This window comes from Buttiauxella sp. 3AFRM03 (genome assembly GCF_003675305.1).
Lineage (GTDB): Bacteria > Pseudomonadota > Gammaproteobacteria > Enterobacterales > Enterobacteriaceae > Buttiauxella > Buttiauxella ferragutiae.
Genome location: NZ_CP033076.1, coordinates 4,607,556 through 4,633,560, shown reverse-complemented (window position 1 = coordinate 4,633,560; position 26,005 = coordinate 4,607,556). Strand labels below are relative to the sequence as shown.

The window sequence follows — 26,005 nt, the reverse complement described above, 5'->3', positions numbered from 1 at the left end:
CTCGCTTATTTAGTGCTGCTTGATATACAGCTCCTTGCTATAGACGTAATCCTGCGGGTTATGCAGTGGGAAACCGCCGACATAAGGCTTTAGCACTTTGATCATTGGCTGATAATACAGCGGGATAAGCGGAGCTTGTTGATTGATTCTGCGTTCGGCTTCGGCGTACAACTCGTTGCGTTTTTTGGCATCAGTGCTGCTGGCAGCCTGCGTAATCAGTTGATTATACTGAGCATCCTGCCAGTGCCCGACATTTTCAGGGTTGTTTGCCAGTAGCGTATTCAAAAAGGTAGAAGGTTCGTTATAAGTAGCATCCCAGGACTGACGCGATAACATAAAATCCCCGCTCCGCCGGGAATCGAGATAGGTTTTCCACTCCATGTTACGCAGAGTGACGTTAGCTCGTAGATTTTTCTGCCAAATTGAAGCCAACGCTATCGCCGTTTTTTCATGCAGATCGTATTTGTTGTAAAAAATCTCAAACGACAGTGGATGCTCTGCATCATATCCAGCCTCCTTTAACAACGCTTGTGCCTCGGCGATACGCGTTCGCATGGGTTGCGACAGATCGGGTAATTCAGGAGGCATGAAATCCGCGACCTGAGCAGGCGTCAAAGTTGTAGCAGGCACGCGCAGACCTAGCACTTTTTCAGCAATCAGCTCCCGGTCTGCTGTCAGGTATAACGCACGGCGGACTCGCACATCGTTAAACGGTGCTTTCATGGTATTGAAGGTGTAAAACTCGGTATTCAGGCGTGGAAGAGTCAGCAACTCTTGTGGCGTTTGTCGTTGAATCGCAGAGATTTGCTGGGCGGGAACCCAGGTTAAATCAACATCCCCAGCCCGGTAGCGGTTATAACCTGAAACAGCATTGTCGATGACCAGATACTCAACCTGCTCCAGCACTGTTTTCTGATTATTCCAGTAATGTGGATTACGTTTCGCGATAATTTTCTCATTCACTATCCAGCGCTCCAACACGAACGCCCCGTTGGTCACAATATTCTCTGGCCGCGTCCAACGGTCACCATACTGCGCCACCTGGCGGTGCGGTACCGGGAATGTCGTGGGCCATGCCAGCATGGAAATAAACCATGGTGTAGCCTGGTCGAGCTTGATCTCCAGCGTATGTTGGTCCACAGCACGGATACCCAGTTCCTGAGGAGCGAGTTTTCCGCTGACAATCTGTTGGGCATTAACAACGTGTGCCGCGGCTAAATAGTCAGCAAAGGGGCTGGCAATCGCCGGGTCAACTGCCCGCTGCCAGCCGGTGACAAAATCTTGCGCCGTCAGCGCCGATCCGTCTGACCACGTTAGTCCAGGACGTAAGCTGAAAATGTAAGTTTTTCCATCGTCACTTTTTTGCCAACTCTGTGCCTGCGCGGGTTGGGGATTCCCTTCGCCATCCAGCCATATCAGCCCTTCAAAAAGATCCAGTGCCACCTGCGCGGCAGTATTTTCCTCCACTTTTTGCGGATCAATGCTGTTCGGATCGCTGTGATTGTTATAGCGGAAAATTTGCTGGGGGGAGAGCACGGTTCCTGGTGGGATTTCAGCGGCCTGCAGAGGCAGCACTGCCATCAGGCTGACCAGCCATAACAGTAGATTTTTACTCATGGTATTTCCTTTTCCCAATGATTGATTCCTGCTGATAGATTCAGACAGGCAAAGGCAAGGAATTTATATCATGATCAACATGTTAAATATTTGACCCTATTCTGGTTATGGTAGAATAAACGGCCAGGATATGGGCCGTTAAGGGGCCGTCGCCGCTTCGAGATATATCAGATAATCCATGGCTTGCTGGCGCGTGGTGCCACACATTTCACGCGTGGCTTGCAGACTGGCGCAGACCTTCGGCCTGAGCGGAGAAAGAAAAATTTTACAACGCATGTCAGCGCCAAGTTGAATGCAGGATGTATTGGCCGGCTTGCCATGCGGCATGCCAGGGATTGGGCTTGATACGGAAGGCGCGGTACAACATGCGCCGCAATCGGGACGACAGTCCATCTGCAATGCTCCGGTGGGCTGACAAGGATCTGGACTGTAGCAGTAGTCACGTGGCTTTACTATGTGCATTTATCGGCTTTCAGCAGTGAATCCGCTTGCCTGAAACTCGCCCCGCGAGTAATTTGTCGCAATATTTTCGACTCTCAATTTTTTACAGGAAACATCGATGGCAAGAGCTAACGAAGTCAAAAAAGGTATGGTACTGAATTACAACGGCAAACTGCTGATTGTTAAAGATATTGATATTCAGGCACCGAGCGCACGTGGCGCTGCAACCCTCTATAAAATGCGTTTTTCTGATGTCCGTACTGGCCAGAAAGTTGAAGAACGCTTTAAAGGTGACGATATCGTCGACACCATTACCCTGACCCGCCGTTACGTTGATTTCTCTTACATCGATGGCAACGAATACGTGTTCATGGATAAAGAAGATTACACCCCGTATATCTTCTCTAAAGATCAGATTGAAGACGAGTTGCAGTTCATTCCAGAAGGCGGCATGCCAGACATGCAGGTTCTGACCTGGGATGGCCAACTGCTGGCACTTGAACTACCACAGACTGTGGATCTGGAAATTGTTGAAACCGCACCAGGCATCAAAGGCGCGTCAGCAAGCTCCCGTACCAAGCCCGCAACGATGTCGACTGGCCTGGTGATTCAGGTTCCAGAATATATGGTGACCGGTGAAAAGATCCGCATCCATATCGCTGAAAAGCGTTCTATGGGTCGTGCAGATTAATTGCTGTTTAGAATGCAAAAACGCGCCAATTGGCGCGTTTTTTTATGTCTGTAAAACCCCCTCATCCCGACCTTCACCCTGAGGGAGAAGGAGACAATCAGGGAATTTTTAGCTTACTTCAGCAAGTCCGGGAACAGGGTCTGTTTCAGAGCCAGTTCCACACCGCGTACTTCAGCCAGACCTTTCAGGCGGCCAATTGCTGAATAACCAGGGTTGGTTTTCTTGTGCAGGTCGTCAAGCATCTGGTGGCCGTGATCCGGACGCATTGGGATCGGACGCACATCACCGGCATTTTTACGACGCTGTTCTTCAGTCAGAATCGCTTTCACCACCGCAACCATGTTCACATCACCTTGCAGGTGCGCGCCTTCATGGAAGGTTTTCGGGTTATCTTCGCGGCAAGTTGCGCGCAGATGGGTAAAGTGAATGCGATCGCCGAAGGTTTCAATCATCCGCACCAGGTCGTTATCAGCGCGAACGCCATAAGAACCGGTACACATGGTGAAGCCGTTATAAATGCTGTTGACGGTTTCTTTCAGCCACTGCATATCTTCAATGGTAGAAACGATACGCGGCAAGCCAAGAATTGGACGCGGTGGATCGTCCGGGTGAACTGCCAGACGCACGCCAACTTCTTCTGCTACGGCAACAATCGCACGCAGGAAGTACGCCATGTTTTCGCGTAATTGATCTTTGCTGATGCCGTCATATTCCGCCAGACGCGCACGGAATTGGTCCAGGGTGTAACCCTCTTCCGCACCGGGTAAACCGGCAATGATATTGCGGGTCAGTTTTTCTTTTTCGGCATCAGACATATTGTTGAAGTAGTCCAGCGCCTGACGCTGCTCTTCTTCGCTGTAATCCGCTTCAGCGCCTTTGCGCTTCAGGATGTGCAGCTCAAATGCCGCAAAGGCAATCTGGTCAAAACGCAGGGCTTTTGAGCCATCTGGCAATTCATATTCCAGGTCGGTGCGCGTCCAGTCCAGAATTGGCATGAAGTTGTAGCACACGGTGTCGATGCCACATTCTGCCAGGTTACGAATGCTTTGTTGGTAGTTTGCGATATGCTTATCGTAGTCACCGGAGTGAGTTTTAATTTCTTCGTGCACCGGGATACTTTCTACTACAGACCAGGTCAGCCCTTTCGCTGCCAACACGGCTTGACGCTCTTTAATGTCAGCAACCGGCCACACTTCGCCATTTGGGATGTGATGCAGAGCAGTAACGACACCGGTCGCGCCCGCTTGACGCACATCATCCAGAGATACCGGGTCTTTTGGGCCATACCAACGCCATGTTTGTTCCATCGACAGTTCCTCAGTTAAGTTGTCATACCAATTATAAATGCTGTATTGACTACTACCATACCGGATTCTTCTTTTCGGTCAATTTTTGCGGTGATATTGGTTGATCCAGCTCACATTAAAGGGATAAAGCCAGCACACCAATTTAATTTGTTGTCATATAACTTTAGACTGCGCAATGTTACTAATTCGTTAATCAGGATTTACAATTATGAATACAATTGCTTCGGTCACGCTCCCCGCCAGCGTTCAGCAGCCACGCTATGATCGCAAAGCGTTAAAAACCCGCATCGTCCATTTTGGTTTTGGCGCATTTCATCGTGCACACCAGGCGTTGTTAACCGATCGGGTACTCAATAAATTGGCGGGCGATTGGGGCATTTGTGAAATTAGCTTGTTCAGTGGCGACAAACTGATGAGCGCGCTGCGGGCCCAGGATCATTTATATACCGTGCTGGAAAAAGGCCGTGACGGTAACCAGGCAATTATTATTGGTGCGGTGAATGAGTGCCTGAACGCAAAACTTGATGGCCTTGATGCAATCATTGAGAAGTTCTGCGAACCGCAGGTGGCGATTGTTTCCCTGACTGTGACTGAAAAGGGTTATTGCATCGACCCGGCGACCGGAAAACTCGACAATAGTAACGAACGAATTATTCACGATTTGCAAAATCCTGCCGAGCCCCATTCTGCACCAGGCATTCTGGTGGAAGCACTTAATCGCCGTCGCGAGCGCGGGTTGTGTCCCTTTACCGTACTTTCCTGCGACAACATTCCCGACAACGGCCATGTCGTTCGCAACGCGGTTATTGGCATGGCAGAAACGCGCAGCCAGGAGTTAGCCGACTGGATCCGTGAGCACGTGACCTTCCCAAGCACCATGGTCGACAGAATTGTCCCTGCGGCAACGCCGGAATCACTGCAAGAAATCACCGATGCCTTAGGCGTAGAAGATCCGTGCGCGATTTCAGGCGAACCGTTTATCCAGTGGGTGATTGAAGATAACTTTGTCGCTGGCCGCCCGGCATGGGAAGAAGTGGGTGTTGAGATGGTCGACGACGTGATGCCATGGGAACAAATGAAGCTGCGCATGCTTAACGGCAGCCACTCTTTCCTCGCGTATCTCGGCTATCTGGCGGGCTATCAGCACGTCAATGATTGTATGGCTGATAACAATTTCCGCCTGGCTGCGCATCGCTTAATGATGCAGGAACAAGCGCCGACACTGCGCGTGACTGGTGTCGATTTGCAGCAGTATGCACATAAGTTACTCGACCGTTTCGAAAACCCGGCGCTGAAACATCGCACGTGGCAAATCGCGATGGACGGTAGCCAGAAACTGCCGCAACGTATGCTGGAAAGTGTGCGCTGGCATCTCCAGCAAGGTGATGAATGGCCTTGTCTTGCACTGGGCATCGCAGGCTGGATGCGTTATGTCAGCGGCACTGATGACGCTGGCAATGAGATTGATATTCGTGATCCGCTGGCCGGAAAAATAAAAATGCTGGTTGAAGGCAGCACTGCTGAAGAACGGGTACTCGCCCTACTCAACCTGCATGAAATCTTTGGTAGCGACCTGCCTGTTGATGAACAATTTGTTGCCCGTATCCAAATTGCGTGGAGCGAATTATGCAACCTCGGCGCGCGCGAAGCAGTAGCAAAACTGGTCGATTAATTTAACGATCTATGCCCTTAAACGCGCTGAACAAGGAAGCGAGGCGCGTTCAGTCTTCCTTTTTTCATCAATATTGTTCAGGATTGTGATCATTCAATCACGTAAGGTTTACTAAACCTGTCCGGAGCACCTGTGACTAAAACCAACCTTATTACCGGCTTTCTCGGTAGCGGTAAAACCACCACCATTCTGCATTTGCTGGCCAATAAACCTGAGCATGAAAAATGGGCTGTGCTGGTGAACGAATTTGGCGAAGTCGGCATCGATGGTGCATTGTTAGCTGACAGTGGCGCATTGTTGAAAGAAATCCCCGGCGGTTGTATGTGTTGCGTGAATGGTTTGCCAATGCAAGTTGGCCTGAACACGTTGCTACGCCAGGGTAAACCCGACCGTTTGCTGATTGAACCAACCGGCCTCGGGCATCCCAAACAAATCCTTGATATGCTGACCGCTGAAGTTTACCAACCGTGGATAGAGCTCAACGCCACGCTCTGCTTGCTGGATCCTCGCCAATTGCTTGATGAACGCGCAATTAATAATGATAACTTCCGCGATCAGCTGGCTGCCGCCGATATTATTATTGCCAATAAAGAAGACCGGGCCTGCGATGAAAGCCGCAATGCATTGGCCGAATGGCAACAGCGCGAAGCTGCGGGGCGTGAAATTATTGCAGCGAGTAACGGCAACATCGACATCCGTCTTCTCGATAGACCACGTATAAATCTCCGCGAGCTTCCTTCCAGCCCTGAACACAGTCACAGCCACGCCGCATCAAAGGGGCTTGCCGCGTTAAGCCTGCCGGAGCATCAACGCTGGCAACGCAGCATTAATAGTGGCCAGGGTTATGTTGGTTGCGGTTGGATTTTTGATGCCGATACACTTTTTGACACTGTCGGGATTCTGGAATGGACCAGACTTGCCCCCGTCGACCGCGTGAAAGGTGTGCTGCGAATTGCGGAAGGTCTGGTGCGCATTAACCGCCAGGGACTTGATTTCCATATTGAAACGCAAAATGTCGCACCACCGGACAGCCGCATCGAGTTAATTCATAGCGGTGAAGTTGACTGGAACGCACTGCAAACTTCCCTGTTGAAGTTACGTTTAAGTTTGTAAGTCTACCCTTTCGCCCTTTGTTAAAATGCCTCGTGATATTGTATGAAAAATCTTCGATTATCAGTAATCCTGGCGCTGAACGCGCTGGGTTTAGCCCTATTTTTTAGTTGGTATCTACCCCCAAGCCACGGCTATTGGTTCGTAATCGATTCAAACATTTTCCATTTCTTTAACCAGGCGCTGGTTAAGAGCCATACCTTTTTGTTACTTGTTGCTGTGACCAATAATCGGGTGTTTGATGGTATTTCGTTATTAGCGATGGGTTCACTGTTTTTCAGCTTCTGGCGTAAAGAATCAGCCACCGGTCGCCGCCGCATGTTCATCATGGGGATTGTGATGCTATTTTGCGCAGTGATTATTAATCAGCTCGGCCATTTGATTCCGGAATCTCACGTCAGCCCTTCGCTGTATTTCACCGATATTTATCGCGTCAGTGAATTGCTGCATTTCCCGACGAAGGATGCTTCCAAAGACAGTTTCCCTGGCGACCACGGGTTAATGTTGCTGATTTTCACTGGCTTCATGCTGCGCTATTTCGGCAAAAAAGCGTTTGGTATTGCCGTTATTATTTTCCTGATTTTCATGATGCCACGCATGATGATTGGCGCACATTGGTTTACTGATATCTTCGTAGGCTCGCTCTCTATTGCGCTTGTTTGTTTGCCATGGGTGCTATTAACCACAATAAGCGACGGGTTAATTAGTCTGTTGGATCGCTATTTACCGGAACGCTCCAATACAAATAATTAACATCTGAAAAACACGAATGAATCCCAATCATCAGAGAATGGAATGAACTCTGATGATTTTTCATCTCGCCATCAAAAAAGGCTAATATTTAACCTTTACATTTCCCCACAAAAATGAAGTGATTGCACATATAAACACCAATCACGATTAACAAATGAGCAATATTCTTTATCGTTTATTAACATCACAATTTCTTATAAAAAATCAGTGAAAACCACTCGCCACGTCTGTGTTGATAGGGTACCCTCGGATACGTTTTGTGCTTAAAGCCAAATCATTCTCAGTGTGAATAAATTTGTGCGTCATGCCACAGTTTTGCGTATAAGCAATTGTTTCATGGCGTTCAGGTAATTAGTCTCGTCACGTTGGCATTTTGCATAACGATATTTATCGTTAAGGACTTCAAGGGATAACAAACATAATGGTCAAATCTCAGCCTATTTTGAGATATATCTTGCGGGCGATTCCCGCAATTGCTGTGGCAGTAATGCTGTCAGCATGTAGTTCGACAAACACCGCAAATATGCATTCTGAGACGCATGCAGTCGGCAATAAAGATGGTTTTTTACTGCAAGCTTCTCAGGATGAATTCGAAGAGATGGTCCGTAATGTAGATGTGAAAACACGTCTCATGGATCAATATGCAAGCTGGAAAGGCGTTCGTTATCGTCTTGGCGGCAGCAATAAAAGCGGTATTGATTGTTCAGCATTTGTACAACGCACATTCCGTGAACAATTTGGTTTAGAGTTGCCTCGTTCAACTTCTGAACAACAGGACTCAGGTAAATCGATTTCACGTAATAAATTACGTACTGGTGATTTAGTTCTGTTCCGTGCAGGTTCGACCGGTCGACATGTTGGTATTTATATCGGCAACAATCAGTTTGTACATGCTTCCACCAGCAGTGGTGTGACGATTTCAAGCATGGACGAACCGTACTGGAAGAAGCGTTATAACGAAGCCCGACGCGTACTGAGCCGCAGTTGATGCGGTTCTTGCAGACAGTTAATCCCTTGGCTGTTTGCAAGAAAACAATTCGACGAGACAAGAAGCGCTGCCCAGGCAGCGTTTTTTATTGTCTGAAATTCAGTAAGTTCTAACAGTAAACGATTCCAAAATGATCATAATTTCCGTTAGAAACTTTATGACGCAATGGCAGTTTTTGCGTTATAGTCCAAAAAAACGCAAATAAACCATAAGTCTCTTGCGCTTGCAGGAACCCGTTATCCATGTTTTCGAAGAATATATTTTCACGCTACTTTACCTCTATCCGGCAAATTGCCGCCTTCAGTATTTTGGCGGGTATCCTTGCTGCGCTATTGATTGGTGGAATAACCAGCCTCACGCTACACAGTAAGCGTGAAGCCAGTTATGACATGCTGACGCAAGATATACGTGACTATCTAAGCCGCTTTTTCAATGAACTTCAGTCCACCACCAGCAGTATCCAGCCGTTAACGCTTTCTGATTGCCATCAAGTTGCGGGTGAACTCACCTCGCGAGCCGCCTTTAACGCCAACGTCCGCGCCTTTGTGTTAGTGCGAAATGGTGAAGCTTACTGCTCTTCCGCAACGGGCAGCATGCTGATGGATATGCACCAAATCGTCCCTGACATCGATCTTAATCAAAGCGTCGATATTGATATCCTGCACGGCACGCCAATGATGCCCGGCAAACCGACAGTTACCGCATGGTTTAAAAACCCGGTGATTGCTGGCCGCGGCGTTTTCGCTACTCTGAATGTTGACCTCACGCCTTATTTATTATTCAGCACTCGTCAAAGCGATTTGGTTTCGATGGCGATTATCGTCGGCAATAAAGCACTAACCACGCAATCCAACAACGTAATGAATGTGTCAGAGTTGCCAACGCACCCTACACGCATCATTACTCTTCAGAATTACCCCATCAAATTAGCGCTATATGGTGAAACCTGGCCTGCTGAAGACATTCAAATATCCATTCTTACAGGTTTAGTTTTCGGCATACTGAGCAGTGCGTTATGTGCCTGGTTGCTTACTGTGCGCCTACGCTCAGGAAAAGAGATTCTGACCGGCATTAAACGCGGGCAATTCTCTGTGGTGTATCAACCCGTCGTGAATGCCAAAGAGCTTAAGATGTCCGGGGTTGAAGTGTTGATGCGCTGGAACCATCCTATTGCCGGCCCCATTCCTCCAGATGCATTTATCGCCTTTGCAGAAGCCCAGCAATTGATTGTTCCCCTCACCCGCCACTTGTTTGAACTGATCGCGCGGGATGCCAAAAAACTCCAGCATGTTTTACCGCCCGGTGCACGACTTGGTATCAATCTCGCGCCCAGCCATTTGCACTCGCCAACCTTCAAAGAAGATATTCAAGCTTTTGCCGCCTCGATGCCCCCTCATCACTTCCAGTTGATTTTTGAAATCACCGAACGCGATATGGTTAAAGAAAATGAAGCCAGTTGCCTGTTTACCTGGATGCACGAGCAGGGATATGAAATTGCTGTCGATGATTTTGGAACAGGACACAGCGCACTAATCTATCTCGAACGCTTTAAACTGGACTATCTCAAGATTGATCGTGGCTTTGTTAACTCGATCGGCTTTGAAACCGTCACCTCTCCGGTGCTCGACGCCGTGCTTACTCTGGCACGTAAACTCAGTATGACCACCGTCGCCGAAGGGGTTGAAACCCGTGAGCAAGCCAAATGGTTGATTGACCAGGGGGTGAATTACTTACAGGGTTACTACTTCTCCCGCCCTCTCACCTTTGAGCAATTGCAGGAATGGGAAGGCCAGCAAAAAGAGTACCAAGAGCTTACATAAGAAAGGACAGCACAGATGCAGCTTGAAGTCTGACGGGTATAACTTATGATTCATCATCATGAAGTTATTATGCGGTGGCGTGTTACCTGAGAATTGATATTATTTTGGGATAAAATAATGAGGTAATATCTCCGCTCTGACAAGGATAGGCCCATAGATGTTTGCCCGCGCCTTTGCTTTGCTAAGCCTTTGCCTGATTGCGACCTCAAGCCAGGCTGAAAACATCAAGGAAAGCTATTCCTTCGCCGTGTTAGGTGAACCTAAGTACGCCATTAACTTCACGCAGTTTGATTACGTCAACCCCGCAGCCCCAAAGGGCGGAAACATCACACTGTCGGCGATTGGCACCTTTGATAACTTCAACCGTTATGCGCTACGCGGCAATCCTGGCGTGCGTACCGAATCCTTGTATGACACGCTTTTTACCACCTCAGATGATGAGCCTGGCAGTTATTACCCGTTAATCGGTGAAATGGCGCGCTATCCCAGCAATTTTGCCTGGGCTGAAATTGAAATTAATCCCCGCGCACGTTTTCATGATGGGACGCCCATCAAAGCCAGCGATGTCGCTTTCACTTTCAATAAATTCATGACTGAAGGTGTGCCGCAGTTTCGCCTGATTTATAAGGGCGCAAAAGTTAAAGCCATCGCGCCGTTAACGGTGCGCATCGAGCTGGCGGACCCCAGTAAAGAACGGATGCTGGGGCTATTCTCGCTCCCGGTGTTCCCTGAAAAATTCTGGAAAGATCATAAGCTCAGCGACCCGCTTTCTGCTCCTCCGCTGGCCAGTGGCCCTTATAAAATAACGGCATGGCGCATGGGGCAATATATTACCTACTCCCGCGTCAGAGACTATTGGGCTGCCAATTTACCGGTAAACCGTGGTCGCTGGAATTTCGACTCCATCCGTTACGACTACTACCTCGATGACAATGTCGCTTTTGAAGCTTTTAAGGCCGGAGCCTACGATTTTCACATCGAAGCAAGCGCAAAGAATTGGGCGACACGCTATACCGGAAAGAACTTTGCGAATCATTTCATTATAAAAGAAGAACGGCCCAACGATGCCGCTCAGGACACACGCTGGCTGGCATTTAATATCCAGCGCCCGATCTTCGAAGACCGAAAAGTCCGCGAAGCGATTGGCCTGGCGTTCGATTTTGAATGGATGAATAAAGCGCTGTTTTATGGGGCCTACAATCGGGCGAATAGTTATTTCCAGAACACAGAATATGCCGCGCGGGATTACCCGAATGCCGATGAATTGACGATCCTGGCCCCCATGAAAGATGACTTACCGCCAGAGGTGTTTACCACTATCTACAACCCGCCAAAATCCCGCGGTGATGGCTTTGACCGTGACAACCTACTCAAAGCGCTGAACTTGTTGAAAGATGCTGGGTGGGAACTCAAAGACCAGAAGCTCATCAATATGAAAACCGGGAAACCGTTTAGCTTCGAGTTGTTGATTGGCACCACCGGCAACACCCAGTGGGTTTTACCGTTCCAGCATAATTTACAACGCCTGGGGATCACAATGGAGGTGCGTCAGGTGGATAACTCGCAGCTCACCAATCGCCTGCGCAGCCGTGACTACGACATGATGCCGAGGGTTTACAGCGCCATGCCTTACCCTAGCGCGGATGTGCAAATTTCATGGGCCTCAGAATACATCGACTCCTCTTACAATGCGCCGGGAGTAAAAAGCCCGGTAGTCGATAAACTGGTCTCTCAAATTGTGGCGCATCAAGGTGACAAACAAAAATTGCTGCCATTGGGGCGTGCACTGGATCGTGTGTTGACATGGAATAATTACATGATTCCGATGTGGTACATGGCAGCAGACCGCTTCGCCTGGTGGGGAAAACTCTCCAAACCTGCCATCCATCCGTTATACACAACTGGCTTTGACACCTGGTGGTATGACGTCAATAAAGCCGCTCAATTACCAGAAAACCGGCGTTAAGGGAACTCATGGGAAGTTATCTGTTACGTCGCTTGCTGCTGATAATCCCGACACTGTGGGCGATTATCACCATCAATTTTTTCATCGTACAGATTGCACCTGGTGGCCCAGTGGATCAGGCTATCGCAGCGATTCAATTTGGCCGCGACGCAGGGGTCCCGGGTTTGACGACGGATAACATGGGGAGCGGTCATGCTCGAGTCGGTGTGGGTAACGTTGGCGACAGCCAGTACCGTGGCGCGCGTGGCCTCGACCCGGAAGTGATTGCTGAAATCACTCACCGCTACGGTTTCGATAAACCGATTCATGAACGCTACTTCAAAATGCTCGGCGATTATCTGCGTTTTGACTTCGGCGACAGTCTGTTCCGCAGCGCTTCGGTTTTGCATCTGATCAAAGAAAGCTTGCCGGTTTCTATCTCGATTGGTTTGTGGAGCACCTTAATTATCTACATGGTGTCGATCCCACTGGGGATCCGCAAAGCCGTTAGCAACGGCAGCAGTTTTGATATCTGGAGCAGTACATTAATTATTATTGGTTACGCCATCCCTGCATTCCTGTTCGCTATCTTGCTGATTGTTTTGTTTGCTGGTGGGAGTTACCTGGATTGGTTCCCGCTGCGTGGCCTGGTATCGACAAATTTCGATACCCTGCCGTGGTATGGCAAAATCATTGATTATCTCTGGCACATCACATTACCAGTATTGGCAACAGTGGTGGGTGGCTTTGCGACCTTGACGATGCTGACGAAAAACTCGTTCCTTGATGAAATTCGCAAGCAGTATGTGGTCACTGCACGAGCCAAAGGGTTGGATGAAAGTAAAATTCTCTACCGCCATGTGTTCCGCAACGCGATGCTGCTGGTGATTGCAGGTTTTCCTGCCACGTTCATCAGTATGTTTTTTACCGGCTCGCTGCTTATCGAAGTGATGTTCTCACTAAACGGGCTGGGTTTATTGGGCTATGACTCCACCATTTCCCGCGACTACCCGGTGATGTTTGGCACCTTATACATTTTTACCTTAATAGGTTTGCTGCTCAATATTCTGAGCGATATCACTTACACGCTGGTTGATCCGCGTATTGATTTCGAGGGCCGTGGATGAGCCATTTAAGTCCTGTCAATCAAGCCCGCTGGGCACGGTTTCGGCAAAATAAGCGCGGCTATTGGTCACTATGGATTTTCACGTTTCTCTTTTTGCTCACGTTAGGTTCCGAACTGATAGCCAACGATCGCCCGTTGATTGTGCATTATCAGGAACGGCTTTATTTCCCGTTTATCGCCAGCTACAGCGAAAGCGATTTCGGCGGCCCTCTGGCAACACCTGCCGATTATCAGGATCCGTGGCTTACGCAGCAGCTGAGTCAAAAAGGGTGGGTGCTGTGGGCACCGATCCGCTTTGGCTACAATGCGATTAACTTTGCCACTTCTGTCCCCTTTCCTTCACCACCGAGTAGCCAAAACTGGCTGGGGACGGATGCCAACGGCGGAGATGTGCTGGCGCGGATCCTCTATGGCACCCGCATTTCTATCCTGTTCGGGCTGATGCTGACACTGTTTTCCAGTGTCATTGGGATACTTGCCGGTGCGGTTCAGGGCTATTACGGCGGGCGTGTGGATTTGTGGGGCCAGCGGTTTATCGAGGTTTGGTCAGGCATGCCGACGCTATTTCTGATAATCCTGCTTTCAAGCGTTATCCAGCCGAATTTCTGGTGGCTACTCGGCATTACCGTACTGTTTGGCTGGATGAGTCTGGTCGGCGTGGTGCGCGCTGAATTTTTAAGGACCCGAAACTTTGATTACATTCGTGCCGCTCAGGCGATGGGTGTGAGTGACTGGTCGATAATCACGCGCCATATGTTGCCAAACGCCATGGTCGCCACGCTGACATTCCTGCCATTTATTCTGTGCGGTTCGATTACCACCCTCACCTCACTGGATTTCCTCGGCTTTGGTTTACCGCTTGGCTCACCGTCACTCGGTGAGCTGTTGTTGCAGGGGAAAAATAATCTTCAGGCTCCGTGGCTTGGCATCACTGCATTCCTCTCGTTGGCCATCTTGCTGACACTCCTTATTTTTATCGGTGAAGCAGTGCGCGACGCCTTCGACCCGAGCAAGGTGTACTGATATGACAACCCCGCTGCTTTCCATCAGTCATCTGTCTGTCGCTTTCCGTAGCGGCGATACCGTCCGGCAAGTGGTGGACGATTTATCCCTTGAGGTGAATGCCGGTGAAACGCTGGCGCTAGTTGGGGAATCGGGTTCCGGAAAAAGCGTTACCGCGTTATCGGTGCTGCGTTTATTGCCAGCCCCTCCGGTTGTCTACCCTGCGGGGGAGATTTTCTTTAAGGGTCAGGAGCTACTCCACGCACCTGAACGCACACTTCGCGGTGTGCGTGGCAATAAAATCGCCATGATTTTTCAGGAACCAATGGTTTCGCTCAATCCACTTCACAATATTGAAAAGCAGCTATATGAAGTGTTATCGCTGCATCGTGGCATGCGCCGTGAAGCCGCTCGCGCGGAAATGCTGACCTGCCTGGATAGAGTAGGGATTCGTAACGCGGCAAACCGTTTATCCGATTTCCCCCACCAGCTTTCCGGCGGAGAACGCCAGCGCGTGATGATTGCCATGGCGTTGTTAACCCGCCCGGAATTGCTGATTGCCGACGAACCGACAACGGCGCTGGATGTCACGGTGCAGGCTCAAATTCTGCAATTACTGAAAGAGCTCAAGCAAGAGCTGAATATGGGACTGCTGTTCATCACCCATAATCTGAATATCGTCAAAAAGCTGGCGGATAACGTCGCCGTAATGCGTAACGGAAAATGTGTTGAGCAAAACTCGACGATGAGATTGTTAGCCTCACCGCAGCATCCTTACACCCAACAATTGCTAGCCGCAGAACCAGGGGGAAACCCGCGACCCGTCGATGAAACCAGCACGCCACTATTAACGGTTCGTGATTTACAGGTTGCCTTCCCGATTCGCCGTGGGCTACTCAGGAAAACCGTCGGCCACCACTATGGGATTAAAAATCTGAGCTTTGCGCTGCGCGCGGGTGAAAGCATCGGTCTGGTTGGGGAATCCGGTTCGGGGAAAAGCACCACGGGGCTTGCGCTGTTGCGCCTGATTCACTCCAGCGGAGAGATCTGGTTTGACGGAAAGCCGCTGCACTCTCTCAATCGCAAAAAGCTGCTACCACTGCGTAACCGCATCCAGGTCGTCTTTCAGGACCCAAATTCGTCGCTTAATCCACGGCTCGATGTTTTGCAGATCATTGAAGAGGGTTTGCGCGTCCATCAGCCTGCGTTAAGTGCAGCCGAACGTGAGCAGAAAGTTAGCGTTGCCATGCAGGAAGTGGGGTTAGATCCACAAACGATGCATCGCTATCCAGCAGAGTTTTCTGGCGGACAAAGACAGCGGATTGCGATTGCCAGAGCGCTCATTTTACAACCGGAATTGATGATTCTTGATGAACCGACATCATCTCTGGATCGTTCGGTACAAGCGCAAATTCTGGCACTGCTGAAGTCGTTACAAGAGAAGCATCAGTTGGCCTACATTTTTATCAGCCATGATTTGCGCGTGGTGAAATCGTTATGCCATCAGGTTGTGGTATTGCGACAGGGAGAGGTGGTCGAGCAAGGAGCCTGCCAGCAAATTTTTGCTGCACCCCAGGCGGAATACACACGCCAGTTACTTGCACTTGCCTGACTCGCAGATTTTAGAGTCAAAAAGGATTCGCGCTGGAGAAAGACTCAGCAATAGCAACACCAAAATTTTTCAGTCGGCAAGTTGCTGCAAGCTCATCCTGACGATTCACAAATAAGCACGGCTCACCTTCACATTCCACGACCGAAGAATCTACTTCGATATCTCGCAATGCGAGGCTTAATTTATGCATTGTTGGCCATGCAGAATCGCTGTTGTCGCTCAACAATTTGAGACCAATCAGGCAATTTTCAGCGCTCTGCCCGCTTTGCGGAATCGGTTCAACTCGGGAACCTGCAAAACCCGCCAACCAACGATAACGGTGTGGTAAGCGATGAACGATGGAAAGTTGTAACGTATTCACTGTGGTATCCCCAAAAGAATCCAAAATTATTTCACAAACGATTTACATAAAAGGTTAACACAATGTTGATGTTTTGTGTGTAAACAACCTCGAAACCGCTTACATCCGTTGTAATTATTTGTCTACCATTTCATATTTAACGTTTAATTTTTGTGGTGCTGCACACGTTTCGGCGCTATATGTAACGCTTTCCACGATGTAACTCAACCTTTTTAACCACAAAGCTGTGACTTTTTATTGTCGATGCGTTTACATTTGAGAAACAAATTGTAGGCGCTTATGGGAGAATTTCGTTGATTTGGATTAAAGAACGGGTATCTGGCGATACCCGTTTTTGGACTTTAGGATTTTGTCGCGGCGAGTCGAGGACGGCTGGCGTAGAGATAAAAAACGATTGAGCATGTGGCGCACACCGCAATCGACCAAATCATTGGCCATGCGGAGTTAAAGCTTGCGATTGATAACAGCGCGCCGGTTAACGCACCAATACCAAAACGGAACGTGCCAGCCAGCGACGACGCCGTTCCTGCCATATGTGGGAATTCATCGAGAATAACCGCCATCGCATTTGACGACACCATCGAAACACAGCCAACAAACACCGCAATGCCCAACACCATTGACCAAAAACCTAGCCCCAGCCCGGTGCTTAGCACCAGCCAAATTGCCATGGCAAATTGCACGAACAGCCCGAAGCGGAACATCGCCAGTGGGCCAAAATGGCGCACAAAGCGACTGTTAATTAGGGTCATCACAATCAAGAACACGATGTTAAGCGCGAAGTAATAACCAAAGTGCTGCGGCGCAACGTGATTGAGTTCGATGTAAACAAACGGCCCGGCGCTCAAAAATGAGAACATCGCCGCAAAGCTAAAACCACTTGCCAGCATATAGCTCAAAACGCGTTTGTGGCGGAACAAAGTCGCGAAGTTGCCTATCGTGGTGCGCAAATGGAACTTCTGACGCCGCTCAACCGGCAACGTTTCATGAATCATGAAGAAGATCATCGCCGATGCCAGCAGAGCCGCTAACGCCAGAATCCAGAAGATAGCGTGCCAGCTAAACCACACCAGCACTGCCCCGCCAACCATTGGCGCAACCAGCGGCGCAATGGTGGTTATCAGCATGACGAATGACATCATGCGCGAGAACTCTTCTTTCGGGTAAATATCGCGCATCAGCGCGTTAATCACCACACTGGCCGCTGCCGCTGACAGACCATGCAGAAAACGCATGGCAATCAGATGGTCAATCGTTTGGGAGAGCGCGCAAGCAATCGCCGCCGCCGCAAAGATTAGCGTACCGCCAAGCACCACCGGCTTACGCCCAATACTGTCCGCCATCGGGCCATAAAAGAGCTGGCCTATCGCGAAACCAAGAATATAAGTACTCAGCGTCATTTGCGCGCTGCCTGCTGGCACGCCAAATTCCGAGGCGATGACCGGCAAAGCCGGTAAGTACATATCGATTGATAGCGGCATCAACATGGCCAGCAGGCCAAGGATAACCACGATACCAATTGACGAATTTTGCTTACTACTCAACGCATCCTCCCGGAATCAACGCGGCGGCATGCCTACGCTGGCAATTTCTTCTTCGGTTAATGGGCGATATTCACCCGGTGCAAGATCCGCATCCATCGCGATGGCGCCAATGCGTTCACGGTGCAAACCAACCACATGGTTACCCACGGCGGCAAACATACGTTTTACCTGGTGATAACGCCCTTCGCTGATGGTCAAACGCACTTCCAGCGGAGTAATCACTTCAAGTACCGCAGGCAGCGTCAAATCTTTTTCATTATGCAGTTGAACACCCGCGGTGAATTGTTCTGCTGTGTCATCGGAAACTGGATTCTCAAGCGTCACCAGATAGGTTTTTTCACAATGATGGCGCGGAGAAGTAATACGGTGTGACCATTGGCCATCGTCGGTCATCAGCACCAGTCCGGTGGTGTCAATATCCAGACGCCCGGCGGCATGCAGTTTGTGCGCCATTGGCTCATCAAGGAAATACAGCACGGTTGGATGGTCCGGATCTTCGGTGGAACAAACGTAACCCTGTGGCTTATTCAGCATAAAGTAGCGAGGGCCGTTTTGCTGGGTCAACGAGCGTCCGTCGAACTCAACCTGATGTTCAGGGTTCAGTTTGAAAGAGGCATCACGCACCACTTCGCCATCAATAGTGACACGGCTGGCACGGATTTCACGGCCAGAAATAGCGCGGCTCACGCCAAGCTGCTGAGAGATAAATTTATCGAGTCGCATTAAAATATTGCCTGTTTCATAGAGGTGCCAGCACAAAACGGCTGACAGGGCATTCGCCCATTTTATAAGGGTATAAATCGTTTGCCTGTTAATTAGTTTGCCAGTATAGCGGGATAGAAAAGTCTCTCAAGGTAAAACCCCGATTCATGCCATAATTGAGCGCGTTATTTCCCTAAATCAGAGCCACGATGTCTTTTACACTCCGCCCCTACCAACAAGAAGCCGTAGACGCCACCCTCACCCATTTCCGCAAACACATCACACCAGCGGTGATTGTATTGCCGACGGGTGCGGGAAAAAGCCTGGTGATTGCTGAGCTTGCCCGAGTCGCTCGCGGACGGGTGCTGGTGCTGGCACACGTCAAAGAACTCGTGGCGCAAAACCATGCGAAATATCGTGCACTTGGTCTGGAAGCCGATATTTTCGCCGCGGGTCTGCAACGTAAAGAGAGCCACGGCAAAGTTGTTTTCGGTAGCGTACAGTCAGTGGCGCGCAATCTTGAGCAATTCCACGGCGAGTTTTCATTACTTATTGTCGATGAATGCCACCGTATTGGTGATTCTGACGATAGCCAATATCAGCAAATCCTCACCCATTTACGCACCGCCAATCCTAAGCTGCGCCTGTTGGGGTTGACCGCTACACCTTACCGTCTGGGGAAAGGCTGGATTTATCATTTTCACTATCACGGTATGGTGCGCGGCAACGAAAATGCGCTGTTCCGCGACTGCATTTACGAATTACCGCTGCGCTACATGATTAAGCACGGCTATTTAACACCGCCGGAACGCCTGGATATGCCGGTGGTGCAGTACGATTTCAGCCGTTTACAGTCGCAATCCAATGGTTTGTTCAGCGAAGCGGATCTTAACCTCGAGCTCAAACAGCAAAAACGCATTACCCCGCACATCATCAGCCAGATTATAGAATTTGCCGCCGACAGGCGCGGCGTGATGGTTTTTGCCGCAACCGTTGAACACGCCAAAGAAGTCACGGCTCTGTTACCCGTAAATGATGCGGCACTGATTACCGCAGATACCCCAGGCCCTGCCCGCGATACATTAATAGAAGCGTTTAAAAACCAGCAGTTCCGTTTTCTGGTCAACGTTTCAGTGCTTACTACCGGATTTGACGCACCGCATGTCGACTTAATTGCGATTCTGCGCCCGACGGAATCGGTCAGTCTTTATCAGCAAATTGTCGGTCGCGGGTTGCGCCTGGCGCCCGGTAAAAAGGATTGTTTGATTCTGGACTACGCCGGGAATCCTCATGATTTGTTCACGCCGGAAGTGGGTGCGGCGAAAGGCAAAAGCGACAATGTGCCGGTACAAGTTTTTTGCCCTTCCTGTGGTTTTGCCAACACCTTCTGGGGAAAAACCACCAGCGACGGCAAATTGATTGAGCACTTTGGTCGCCGCTGCCAGGGCTGGTTTGAAGATGATGACGGTACGCGCGAACAGTGCGATTACCGTTTCCGCTTTAAAAATTGCCCGCAATGCAACGCAGAAAATGATATTGCCGCGCGGCGCTGCCACCAATGCGCGAGTGTTCTGGTCGACCCGGACGATATGTTAAAAGCCGCACTGAAATTAAAAGACGCGCTGGTTCTGCGCTGCGGCGGCATGACGCTGCAACACGGTGGCGATGAAAAAGGCGACTGGCTGAAGATTACCTATTTTGATGAAGACGGCACCGATGTCAGCGAACGGTTCCGCCTGCAAACACCCGCCCAGCGTATGGCGTTTGAACAGCTATTTATTCGCCCTCACAGCCGTGCGCCTGGCGTGCCGCTGCGCTGGATAAACGCCGCCGATGTGGTCGCTCAGCAATCCGCGCTTCGCCACCCGGACTTTGTCGTGGCACGCAAGAATGGCAACTTCTGGAACGTGCGGGAAAAGGTATTTGATTACGAAGGACGCTTCCGTCGCGCAAATGAATTGCGTGGCTAAAGGTTCTTTTCATTGAAGCCAGAGCCAGATATGGCTATAATCCCGCCCGCTTTTGCATCCGCAAAGCAGAACGTTTACCTGTTGCTGGGTCGCCTGTAACAGGATTATTTAAGAGAGAAACAGTTAATGTTTACTATCAATGCAGTAGAACGCAAAGAGCAGGGCAAGGGTGCGAGCCGCCGCCTGCGTGCAGCTAACAAATTCCCGGCAATCATCTATGGTGGTTCCGAAGCTGCGATCTCTATCGAACTGGATCACGACAACGTAATGAACCTGCAAACTAAACCAGGTTTCTACGAAGAAGTTCTGACTCTGGTTGTAGACGGTAAAGAAGTTAAGGTTAAAGTTCAGGCTGTTCAGCGTCACCCGTTCAAGCCAAAACTGAACCACATCGACTTCGTTCGCGCTTAATCGCGAATTTAGCTCGAAAAAAAAACCCGCTTCGGCGGGTTTTTTTATGACTATTTGCCAGAACTGCGACGCTGTAACTGATCGCGCAGGTTAGGCGGCGTGCCTTTAATGGTCAGCGTATCGGTCGCAGGATCCCAATAAATGCGCTCGCCCAATAACATGGCGTCAAAGCTAATCGTTAACCCACCACCGCTACCGGCGAATTTGGTTAACTGGCGCAGCGTACTGCGGTCGGCCGGGAAACTCTCTTCAAGTTCATAGCCTTTATCCGCGGTGAACTGCTGGAAATTTTTGTCATCGACAGCCCATGGTAACTCATCCGCAAGCGAAGAAAGTTCAATCTCTTCACCTGCCTGAAGTTGCTCGTTGCAGTAAGCATAAACCTGCTGACGCGCGGCCTGACGATCGTTTTTATCCAGTTGCGCTTCGTTGGTAAAGTCGTCCAGCGCTTGCAACAAACCTTTGTTCTGCGCTTTGGCGTTTAAACCTTCGCTGGCTCCCAGGAAATCCATGAAGAAATCGGCAACTTTGCGCCCGACTCGCCCTTTCAGGAAAGTCAGGTAACGAGTCGATTCCGGATTGGTTTCCCATTCGGTCAAATCAATACGCGCCACGATATCGGCGTGGTTGATGTCCAGATGGTGCGTGGAACTGATATCCAGCTCTTCGTTGACGCGCATGCTGCTTAAATTATTAAGCACGGCGACCAGTAAATATTCCACCGCCAAATAACGGTATTGGCAAAACAGCACAATGCCGCCATCAGCAAACGGATATTTGGCCAGTTCATCACGCAAACGACCGGTCGCTGCACGGCTGAACGCCAGGAAATCCTCGTCGCCTTTACGCTGTGAACGTAACGCTTCGGCTAATTCACTCTCTTCGCTGAACAGGCCATATGCTTTATTTTTCGCACTGTAGACACGGTGCAATTCGGCCATCATTTCTTCTACGGCGCCGTTCGTTGCCAACAGAGAATCGCGCAGCACAACTTCAAGTGTCTCTTCGCCGCGCTTGATCAACTGGTGTAAGGCAATCTGGTTGATATCCAGACTCATGATAAACTCTCCTTTTAGACTCGGCGGTATTCAACCATTGCCGGAAGCCTTGTGCAATAGAAGATAAAAAAGCAGAAAACCAAGTCTTCCTACGGTAAGATAACGCCCTTTCCTGAATCTAACTGATTGTTAATTTATGCCACAAATATCCCGTTATAGTGACGAACGCGTCGAAGAACTGTTGAGTGAACTGGCTAGCGTGCTGGAAAAGCACCAAACGCCAACCGATCTTTCCCTGATGGTGCTGGGAAATATGGTCACCAACCTGATTAATACCAGCGTGGCTTCAGCTCAACGCCGCTCGCTGGCTCGCTCTTTCGCAGAGGCGTTGCAAGCCTCCGTGAGCGAAGACAAAGCTCAATAAGGGATTCTAGTTACACGTTATGGTGACTAACCGTCAGCGCTACCGCGAAAAAGTTTCCCAGATGGTCAGTTGGGGACATTGGTTCGCCCTGTTCAATATCCTGCTGGCAACGCTGCTGGGTAGCCGCTATCTGTTTGTCGCCGACTGGCCGACAACGCTCACGGGTCGTATTTATTCCTGGCTGAGTGTTATCGGCCATTTCAGCTTTGTGGTTTTCGCCACCTATTTACTAATCCTCTTCCCGCTGACATTCATTGTCATGTCGCAACGTTTGATGCGATTTTTCTCGGCAGCACTTGCCACCGCTGGCATGACGCTGCTACTCATCGACAGTGAAGTCTTTACTCGCTTCCATCTCCACCTTAATCCGATTGTCTGGGAACTGGTGATTAACCCCGACCAGAGTGAGATGGCGCGTGACTGGCAGCTGATGTTTATCAGCGTGCCGGTGATTTTATTGATAGAGATGCTGTTTGCAACCTGGAGCTGGCAAAAACTGCGCAGCCTCGGGCGGCGCAAGCATTATGCTAAACCCGTCGTTACGCTGTTTTTTGTCGCCTTCTTTAGCAGCCACATTATGTATATCTGGGCGGATGCGAACTTCTATCGCCCGATTACTATGCAGCGCGCCAACCTGCCGCTCTCTTACCCGATGACGGCCCGCCGATTCCTTGAAAAACATGGCCTGCTGGATGCGAAAGAGTACCAGCGTCGCCTCGTGGAACAGGGTAATCCTGAAGCCGTTTCGGTACAGTATCCGCTGAGTGACCTGCAATTCCGCGATATGGGAACGGGCAATAATGTCTTGCTGATCACCGTCGACGGCCTGAATGCCGAAAGTGTGCAGAAAACTCTGCCGAATCTGAGCCAGTTCGCCAGCAACAATATTAACTTCACTCAGCATATGAGCGCGGGTAATGGCACCGATAACGGCATCTTTGGCCTGTTCTACGGTATCTCACCGGCCTATATGGACGGTGTTTTATCTGCCCGCGTCCCTGCCGCATTAATTACTGCATTGAACCAGCAGGGCTATCAATTGGGGCTTTTCGCCTCCGATGGCTTCGACTCTTCAATGTATCGCCAGGCGTTGTTGTCCGACTTCTCTTTGCCTTCTGCGCAAAGCCAGTCTGACACACAAACCGCCTCGCAATGGATTAACTGGCTGACGCAATACGCATCTGATGACAACCGCTGGTTCTCCTGGGTTGCCTTTAATGGCACCAACATCACGGCAGACAGTAATCAGCAAGCCTTTACTCGTCGCTATTCTCGCGCAGCAGGCAACGTTGATGAGCAAATTAAGCGCGTACTTGACGCACTTGATGCGGCCGGGAAACTCCAGAATACGGTAGTGATTATTACCGCAGGTCACGGTGTGCCGCTGGGTCAAGAGCAGGATTCCTTCGCCTGGTCACGCTCACGCATTCAGGTGCCACTGGTTATCCATTGGCCTGGTACTCCGGCACAAACCATCGCCAAACTCACCGATCATCAGGATGTGATGACCACGCTGATGCAGCGCCTGCTACACGTCAAAAACCCGGCAAATGAGTACTCACAGGGTGAAGACCTGTTTGCAGCAACTCGACGCAATAACTGGGTCGTGGGTGCTGACAATAACAGCCTCGCGATTACTTTACCGACCATGACGCTGGTGCTGGATAACAACGGCAACTATCGGATGTACAATTTGAAAGGCGAAGCGATTAAAGAAACCAAGCCGCAGCTGGGATTATTACTGCAAGTACTGACCGACGAGAAACGCTTCATCGCCAATTGATTGCTTATTTATGAGCCAGTTAGCAAAAAGCTGGCTTGCAAACAATCATGAAATAAGTAGTATTATTTGGCAGTCGGCACGTAGCGCAGCCTGGTAGCGCACTGTCATGGGGTGTCAGGGGTCGGAGGTTCAAATCCTCTCGTGCCGACCAGAATACTTTGATAGGTCAAGGGGTTAATCGAAAGATTAGCCCCTTTTCTTTATCTGCAATACTTCCGGCAACCAGGGTCACTTAATATAGGAATCCAGCACTTTCAATATCACCTCAAGATCTTCCTCACGCTTCACCTCGTCACTCTCATGAACAATGTGTTCAGCAAGATGACCTTTGATCACCTCTCGCATTAAACCGTTAACTGCGCCACGTATAGCCGCAATCTGTTGTAGTACGGCGGCGCATTCATGCGGTTCATCAAGCATTTTTTTTAGTGCTACAACCTGGCCCTGAATTTTATTTGTACGTGCTTTTAGTTTTTGTTTATCCCGGATGGTATGCGACATACAAAGGCCTCAATAAGTGAAGTACAGATAAGATTGTATCATTGCCAATCTACTGGGGGGTAGTATTTGGTACTGGGGGGGAGTAGAATCGCAGCGCTTATAATAAATGACTAAGAAACATTCTCATGAACGATTTCTCAACACTGATTCAGCAAGGTAACGCCTGGTTTTTCATCCCCAGCGCGATTTTACTAGGCGCATTACATGGCCTTGAACCCGGTCATTCCAAAACTATGATGGCGGCTTTCATCATTGCGATTAAAGGGAGTATCAAGCAGGCTGTGATGCTGGGAGTGGCAGCGACCGTTTCGCACACCGCTATCGTTTGGCTAATCGCGTTTGGTGGGATGTATCTCAGCAAGCAGTTTACCGCTGAATCTGTTGAACCATGGTTACAGTTAATCTCCGCGTTTATTATTCTGGGAACAGCAATCTGGATGTTCTGGCGCACCTGGAAAGGAGAACAACTCTGGAAACTTGAGCAACAGACAGAGCACCACTCGCATGATGAATCCAGAATCATCAATACGGGTCACGGGCGCGTTGAGCTTTCAATTTTTGAGGAAAATCAGCCCCCGCAATGGCGTTTACGCACGTTGTCTGGCAACAAATGGCAAGCGAATGAGGTTTCACTGACAACTCATCGTGGTGCAGGAACATTTTCGCAAGTGTTCGATTTTGTTGATAAAGGCGACTTCTTAGAATCTAAGCAGCCTATCCCTGAGCCCCACAACTTTACTGTTCGCCTGTCTTTAGGTCATCAAGGCCATGTGCATGATTACAACGTCGCGTTTCATGAACACGATCATTCAGCACTGGAAGGCCTGGATGTGGGCTCTAAAGAGTATCAGGACGCGCACGAACTGGCCCATGCGAACGACATTAAACGCCGCTTTACCGGCCAGGAAGTGACAAACTGGCAAATATTATTATTCGGACTCACTGGCGGCTTAATTCCCTGCCCTGCTGCTATTACCGTGCTACTTATTTGTATCCAGTTAAAGGCATTCACTCTGGGAGCGGCAATGGTGGTCTGTTTCAGTATTGGCCTTGCGTTAACTCTGGTCACTGTAGGTGTTGCCGCTGCGGTGAGCGTGCAACAAGCAACGAAACGCTGGAGCGGTTTTAGCACCATAGCCAGAAGAGCGCCTTATTTCTCAAGCGCCCTGATAGCAATGGTTGGCCTGTATATGGGCATACACGGTTACGCCGGGATCACAAACTGAT

The 26,005-nt window shown here is 49.7% G+C and carries 23 protein-coding genes and 1 tRNA gene; 16 read left to right on the top strand and 8 right to left on the bottom strand.

The window, feature by feature from the left end:
* Positions 1-9 precede the first annotated feature (9 nt).
* Together D8682_RS23100 and D8682_RS23095 are read right to left on the bottom strand one after the other, a co-directional pair.
* Complete coding sequence (locus D8682_RS23100; RefSeq protein WP_064544977.1) at positions 10-1,617, bottom strand: ABC transporter substrate-binding protein; 1,608 nt, start codon at positions 1,615-1,617, stop codon at positions 10-12.
* Between the two features lie 138 nt (positions 1,618-1,755).
* Entirely contained in the window at positions 1,756-2,010 is a 255-nt protein-coding gene (locus D8682_RS23095) for a YkgJ family cysteine cluster protein (protein WP_064544974.1), read from the bottom strand.
* 166 nt (positions 2,011-2,176) lie between these two features.
* On the opposite strand from D8682_RS23095, the gene yeiP reads away from it, so the two are divergent.
* Complete coding sequence (gene yeiP / locus D8682_RS23090) at positions 2,177-2,749, top strand: elongation factor P-like protein YeiP (RefSeq protein ID WP_064544972.1); 573 nt, start codon at positions 2,177-2,179, stop codon at positions 2,747-2,749.
* Between the two features lie 113 nt (positions 2,750-2,862).
* On the opposite strand, the gene uxuA is transcribed toward yeiP, so the two are convergent.
* On the bottom strand, positions 2,863-4,056 hold the full coding sequence (gene uxuA / locus D8682_RS23085; protein ID WP_064544970.1) for a mannonate dehydratase: 1,194 nt from the start codon (positions 4,054-4,056) through the stop codon (positions 2,863-2,865).
* A gap of 208 nt (positions 4,057-4,264) precedes the next feature.
* Here uxuA and D8682_RS23080 point away from each other — a divergent pair, with 208 nt between their 5' ends.
* The 9 genes from D8682_RS23080 (at position 4,265) to yejF (ending at position 16,084) form a co-directional block, all read left to right on the top strand.
* Positions 4,265-5,728 carry a mannitol dehydrogenase family protein gene (locus D8682_RS23080; protein ID WP_121815215.1) on the top strand — a complete coding sequence of 488 codons (1,464 nt, stop codon included), beginning with the start codon at positions 4,265-4,267 and terminating at the stop codon, positions 5,726-5,728.
* A gap of 132 nt (positions 5,729-5,860) precedes the next feature.
* Positions 5,861-6,841 carry a GTP-binding protein gene (locus D8682_RS23075; protein ID WP_121815214.1) on the top strand — a complete coding sequence of 327 codons (981 nt, stop codon included), beginning with the start codon at positions 5,861-5,863 and terminating at the stop codon, positions 6,839-6,841.
* A gap of 42 nt (positions 6,842-6,883) precedes the next feature.
* Positions 6,884-7,591 carry a phosphatase PAP2 family protein gene (locus tag D8682_RS23070; protein ID WP_121815213.1) on the top strand — a complete coding sequence of 236 codons (708 nt, stop codon included), beginning with the start codon at positions 6,884-6,886 and terminating at the stop codon, positions 7,589-7,591.
* A 421-nt stretch (positions 7,592-8,012) separates the two neighbouring features.
* Positions 8,013-8,579 carry a bifunctional murein DD-endopeptidase/murein LD-carboxypeptidase gene (gene mepS / locus D8682_RS23060; protein WP_064544962.1) on the top strand — a complete coding sequence of 189 codons (567 nt, stop codon included), beginning with the start codon at positions 8,013-8,015 and terminating at the stop codon, positions 8,577-8,579.
* Positions 8,580-8,821: 242 nt separating this feature from the next.
* Positions 8,822-10,399, top strand: coding sequence for a cyclic di-GMP phosphodiesterase (locus D8682_RS23055; RefSeq protein ID WP_064544960.1), 1,578 nt, complete (start codon positions 8,822-8,824; stop codon positions 10,397-10,399).
* A gap of 157 nt (positions 10,400-10,556) precedes the next feature.
* Positions 10,557-12,365 carry an extracellular solute-binding protein gene (locus tag D8682_RS23050; protein ID WP_121815212.1) on the top strand — a complete coding sequence of 603 codons (1,809 nt, stop codon included), beginning with the start codon at positions 10,557-10,559 and terminating at the stop codon, positions 12,363-12,365.
* 8 nt (positions 12,366-12,373) lie between these two features.
* Complete coding sequence (locus D8682_RS23045) at positions 12,374-13,471, top strand: microcin C ABC transporter permease YejB (RefSeq protein ID WP_064544956.1); 1,098 nt, start codon at positions 12,374-12,376, stop codon at positions 13,469-13,471.
* Positions 13,468-14,493 (top strand): microcin C ABC transporter permease, encoded by a 1,026-nt coding sequence (locus tag D8682_RS23040; protein WP_121815211.1) that lies wholly within the window; start codon positions 13,468-13,470, stop codon positions 14,491-14,493. The genes D8682_RS23045 and D8682_RS23040 overlap by 4 nt, the downstream gene beginning before the upstream one ends.
* A gap of 1 nt (position 14,494) precedes the next feature.
* Positions 14,495-16,084, top strand: a complete 1,590-nt coding sequence (yejF, locus tag D8682_RS23035) for a microcin C ABC transporter ATP-binding protein YejF (RefSeq protein ID WP_064544952.1) — start codon at positions 14,495-14,497, stop codon at positions 16,082-16,084.
* Between the two features lie 16 nt (positions 16,085-16,100).
* On the opposite strand, the gene D8682_RS23030 is transcribed toward yejF, so the two are convergent.
* The 3 genes from D8682_RS23030 to rsuA form a co-directional block, all read right to left on the bottom strand.
* Entirely contained in the window at positions 16,101-16,445 is a 345-nt protein-coding gene (locus tag D8682_RS23030; protein WP_064544949.1) for a YejG family protein, read from the bottom strand.
* 341 nt (positions 16,446-16,786) lie between these two features.
* On the bottom strand, positions 16,787-17,989 hold the full coding sequence (locus tag D8682_RS23025; protein ID WP_121815210.1) for a Bcr/CflA family multidrug efflux MFS transporter: 1,203 nt from the start codon (positions 17,987-17,989) through the stop codon (positions 16,787-16,789).
* A gap of 15 nt (positions 17,990-18,004) precedes the next feature.
* Positions 18,005-18,712: a 16S rRNA pseudouridine(516) synthase RsuA gene (gene rsuA / locus D8682_RS23020; RefSeq protein ID WP_064544945.1), complete on the bottom strand. Its 708-nt coding sequence runs from the start codon at positions 18,710-18,712 to the stop codon at positions 18,005-18,007.
* A 188-nt stretch (positions 18,713-18,900) separates the two neighbouring features.
* Between rsuA and D8682_RS23015 the strand changes: the two genes are divergently transcribed.
* Together D8682_RS23015 and rplY are read left to right on the top strand one after the other, a co-directional pair.
* Entirely contained in the window at positions 18,901-20,661 is a 1,761-nt protein-coding gene (locus D8682_RS23015; RefSeq protein WP_121815209.1) for a DEAD/DEAH box helicase, read from the top strand.
* A gap of 126 nt (positions 20,662-20,787) precedes the next feature.
* Positions 20,788-21,072 carry a 50S ribosomal protein L25 gene (gene rplY / locus D8682_RS23010; RefSeq protein WP_064544941.1) on the top strand — a complete coding sequence of 95 codons (285 nt, stop codon included), beginning with the start codon at positions 20,788-20,790 and terminating at the stop codon, positions 21,070-21,072.
* 50 nt (positions 21,073-21,122) lie between these two features.
* Here rplY and yejK read toward each other — a convergent pair whose 3' ends face one another.
* Positions 21,123-22,130: a nucleoid-associated protein YejK gene (yejK, locus tag D8682_RS23005; protein ID WP_064544939.1), complete on the bottom strand. Its 1,008-nt coding sequence runs from the start codon at positions 22,128-22,130 to the stop codon at positions 21,123-21,125.
* Between the two features lie 136 nt (positions 22,131-22,266).
* Between yejK and D8682_RS23000 the strand changes: the two genes are divergently transcribed.
* The 3 genes from D8682_RS23000 (at position 22,267) to D8682_RS22990 (ending at position 24,428) form a co-directional block, all read left to right on the top strand.
* The gene (locus D8682_RS23000; protein ID WP_064544937.1) at positions 22,267-22,494 is read left to right on the top strand and encodes a YejL family protein; all 228 of its coding nucleotides are present in this window, start codon (positions 22,267-22,269) and stop codon (positions 22,492-22,494) included.
* A gap of 19 nt (positions 22,495-22,513) precedes the next feature.
* Entirely contained in the window at positions 22,514-24,277 is a 1,764-nt protein-coding gene (yejM, locus tag D8682_RS22995; protein ID WP_064544935.1) for an LPS biosynthesis-modulating metalloenzyme YejM, read from the top strand.
* Positions 24,278-24,351: 74 nt separating this feature from the next.
* Positions 24,352-24,428 (top strand) — tRNA-Pro (locus tag D8682_RS22990).
* Positions 24,429-24,505: 77 nt separating this feature from the next.
* On the opposite strand, the gene rcnR is transcribed toward D8682_RS22990, so the two are convergent.
* Positions 24,506-24,778, bottom strand: a complete 273-nt coding sequence (gene rcnR, locus D8682_RS22985; RefSeq protein WP_064544933.1) for a Ni(II)/Co(II)-binding transcriptional repressor RcnR — start codon at positions 24,776-24,778, stop codon at positions 24,506-24,508.
* Between the two features lie 125 nt (positions 24,779-24,903).
* Between rcnR and D8682_RS22980 the strand changes: the two genes are divergently transcribed.
* Positions 24,904-26,004 (top strand): nickel/cobalt efflux protein RcnA, encoded by a 1,101-nt coding sequence (locus D8682_RS22980; protein ID WP_121815208.1) that lies wholly within the window; start codon positions 24,904-24,906, stop codon positions 26,002-26,004.
* The last annotated feature ends 1 nt before the right edge of the window (position 26,005 follow it).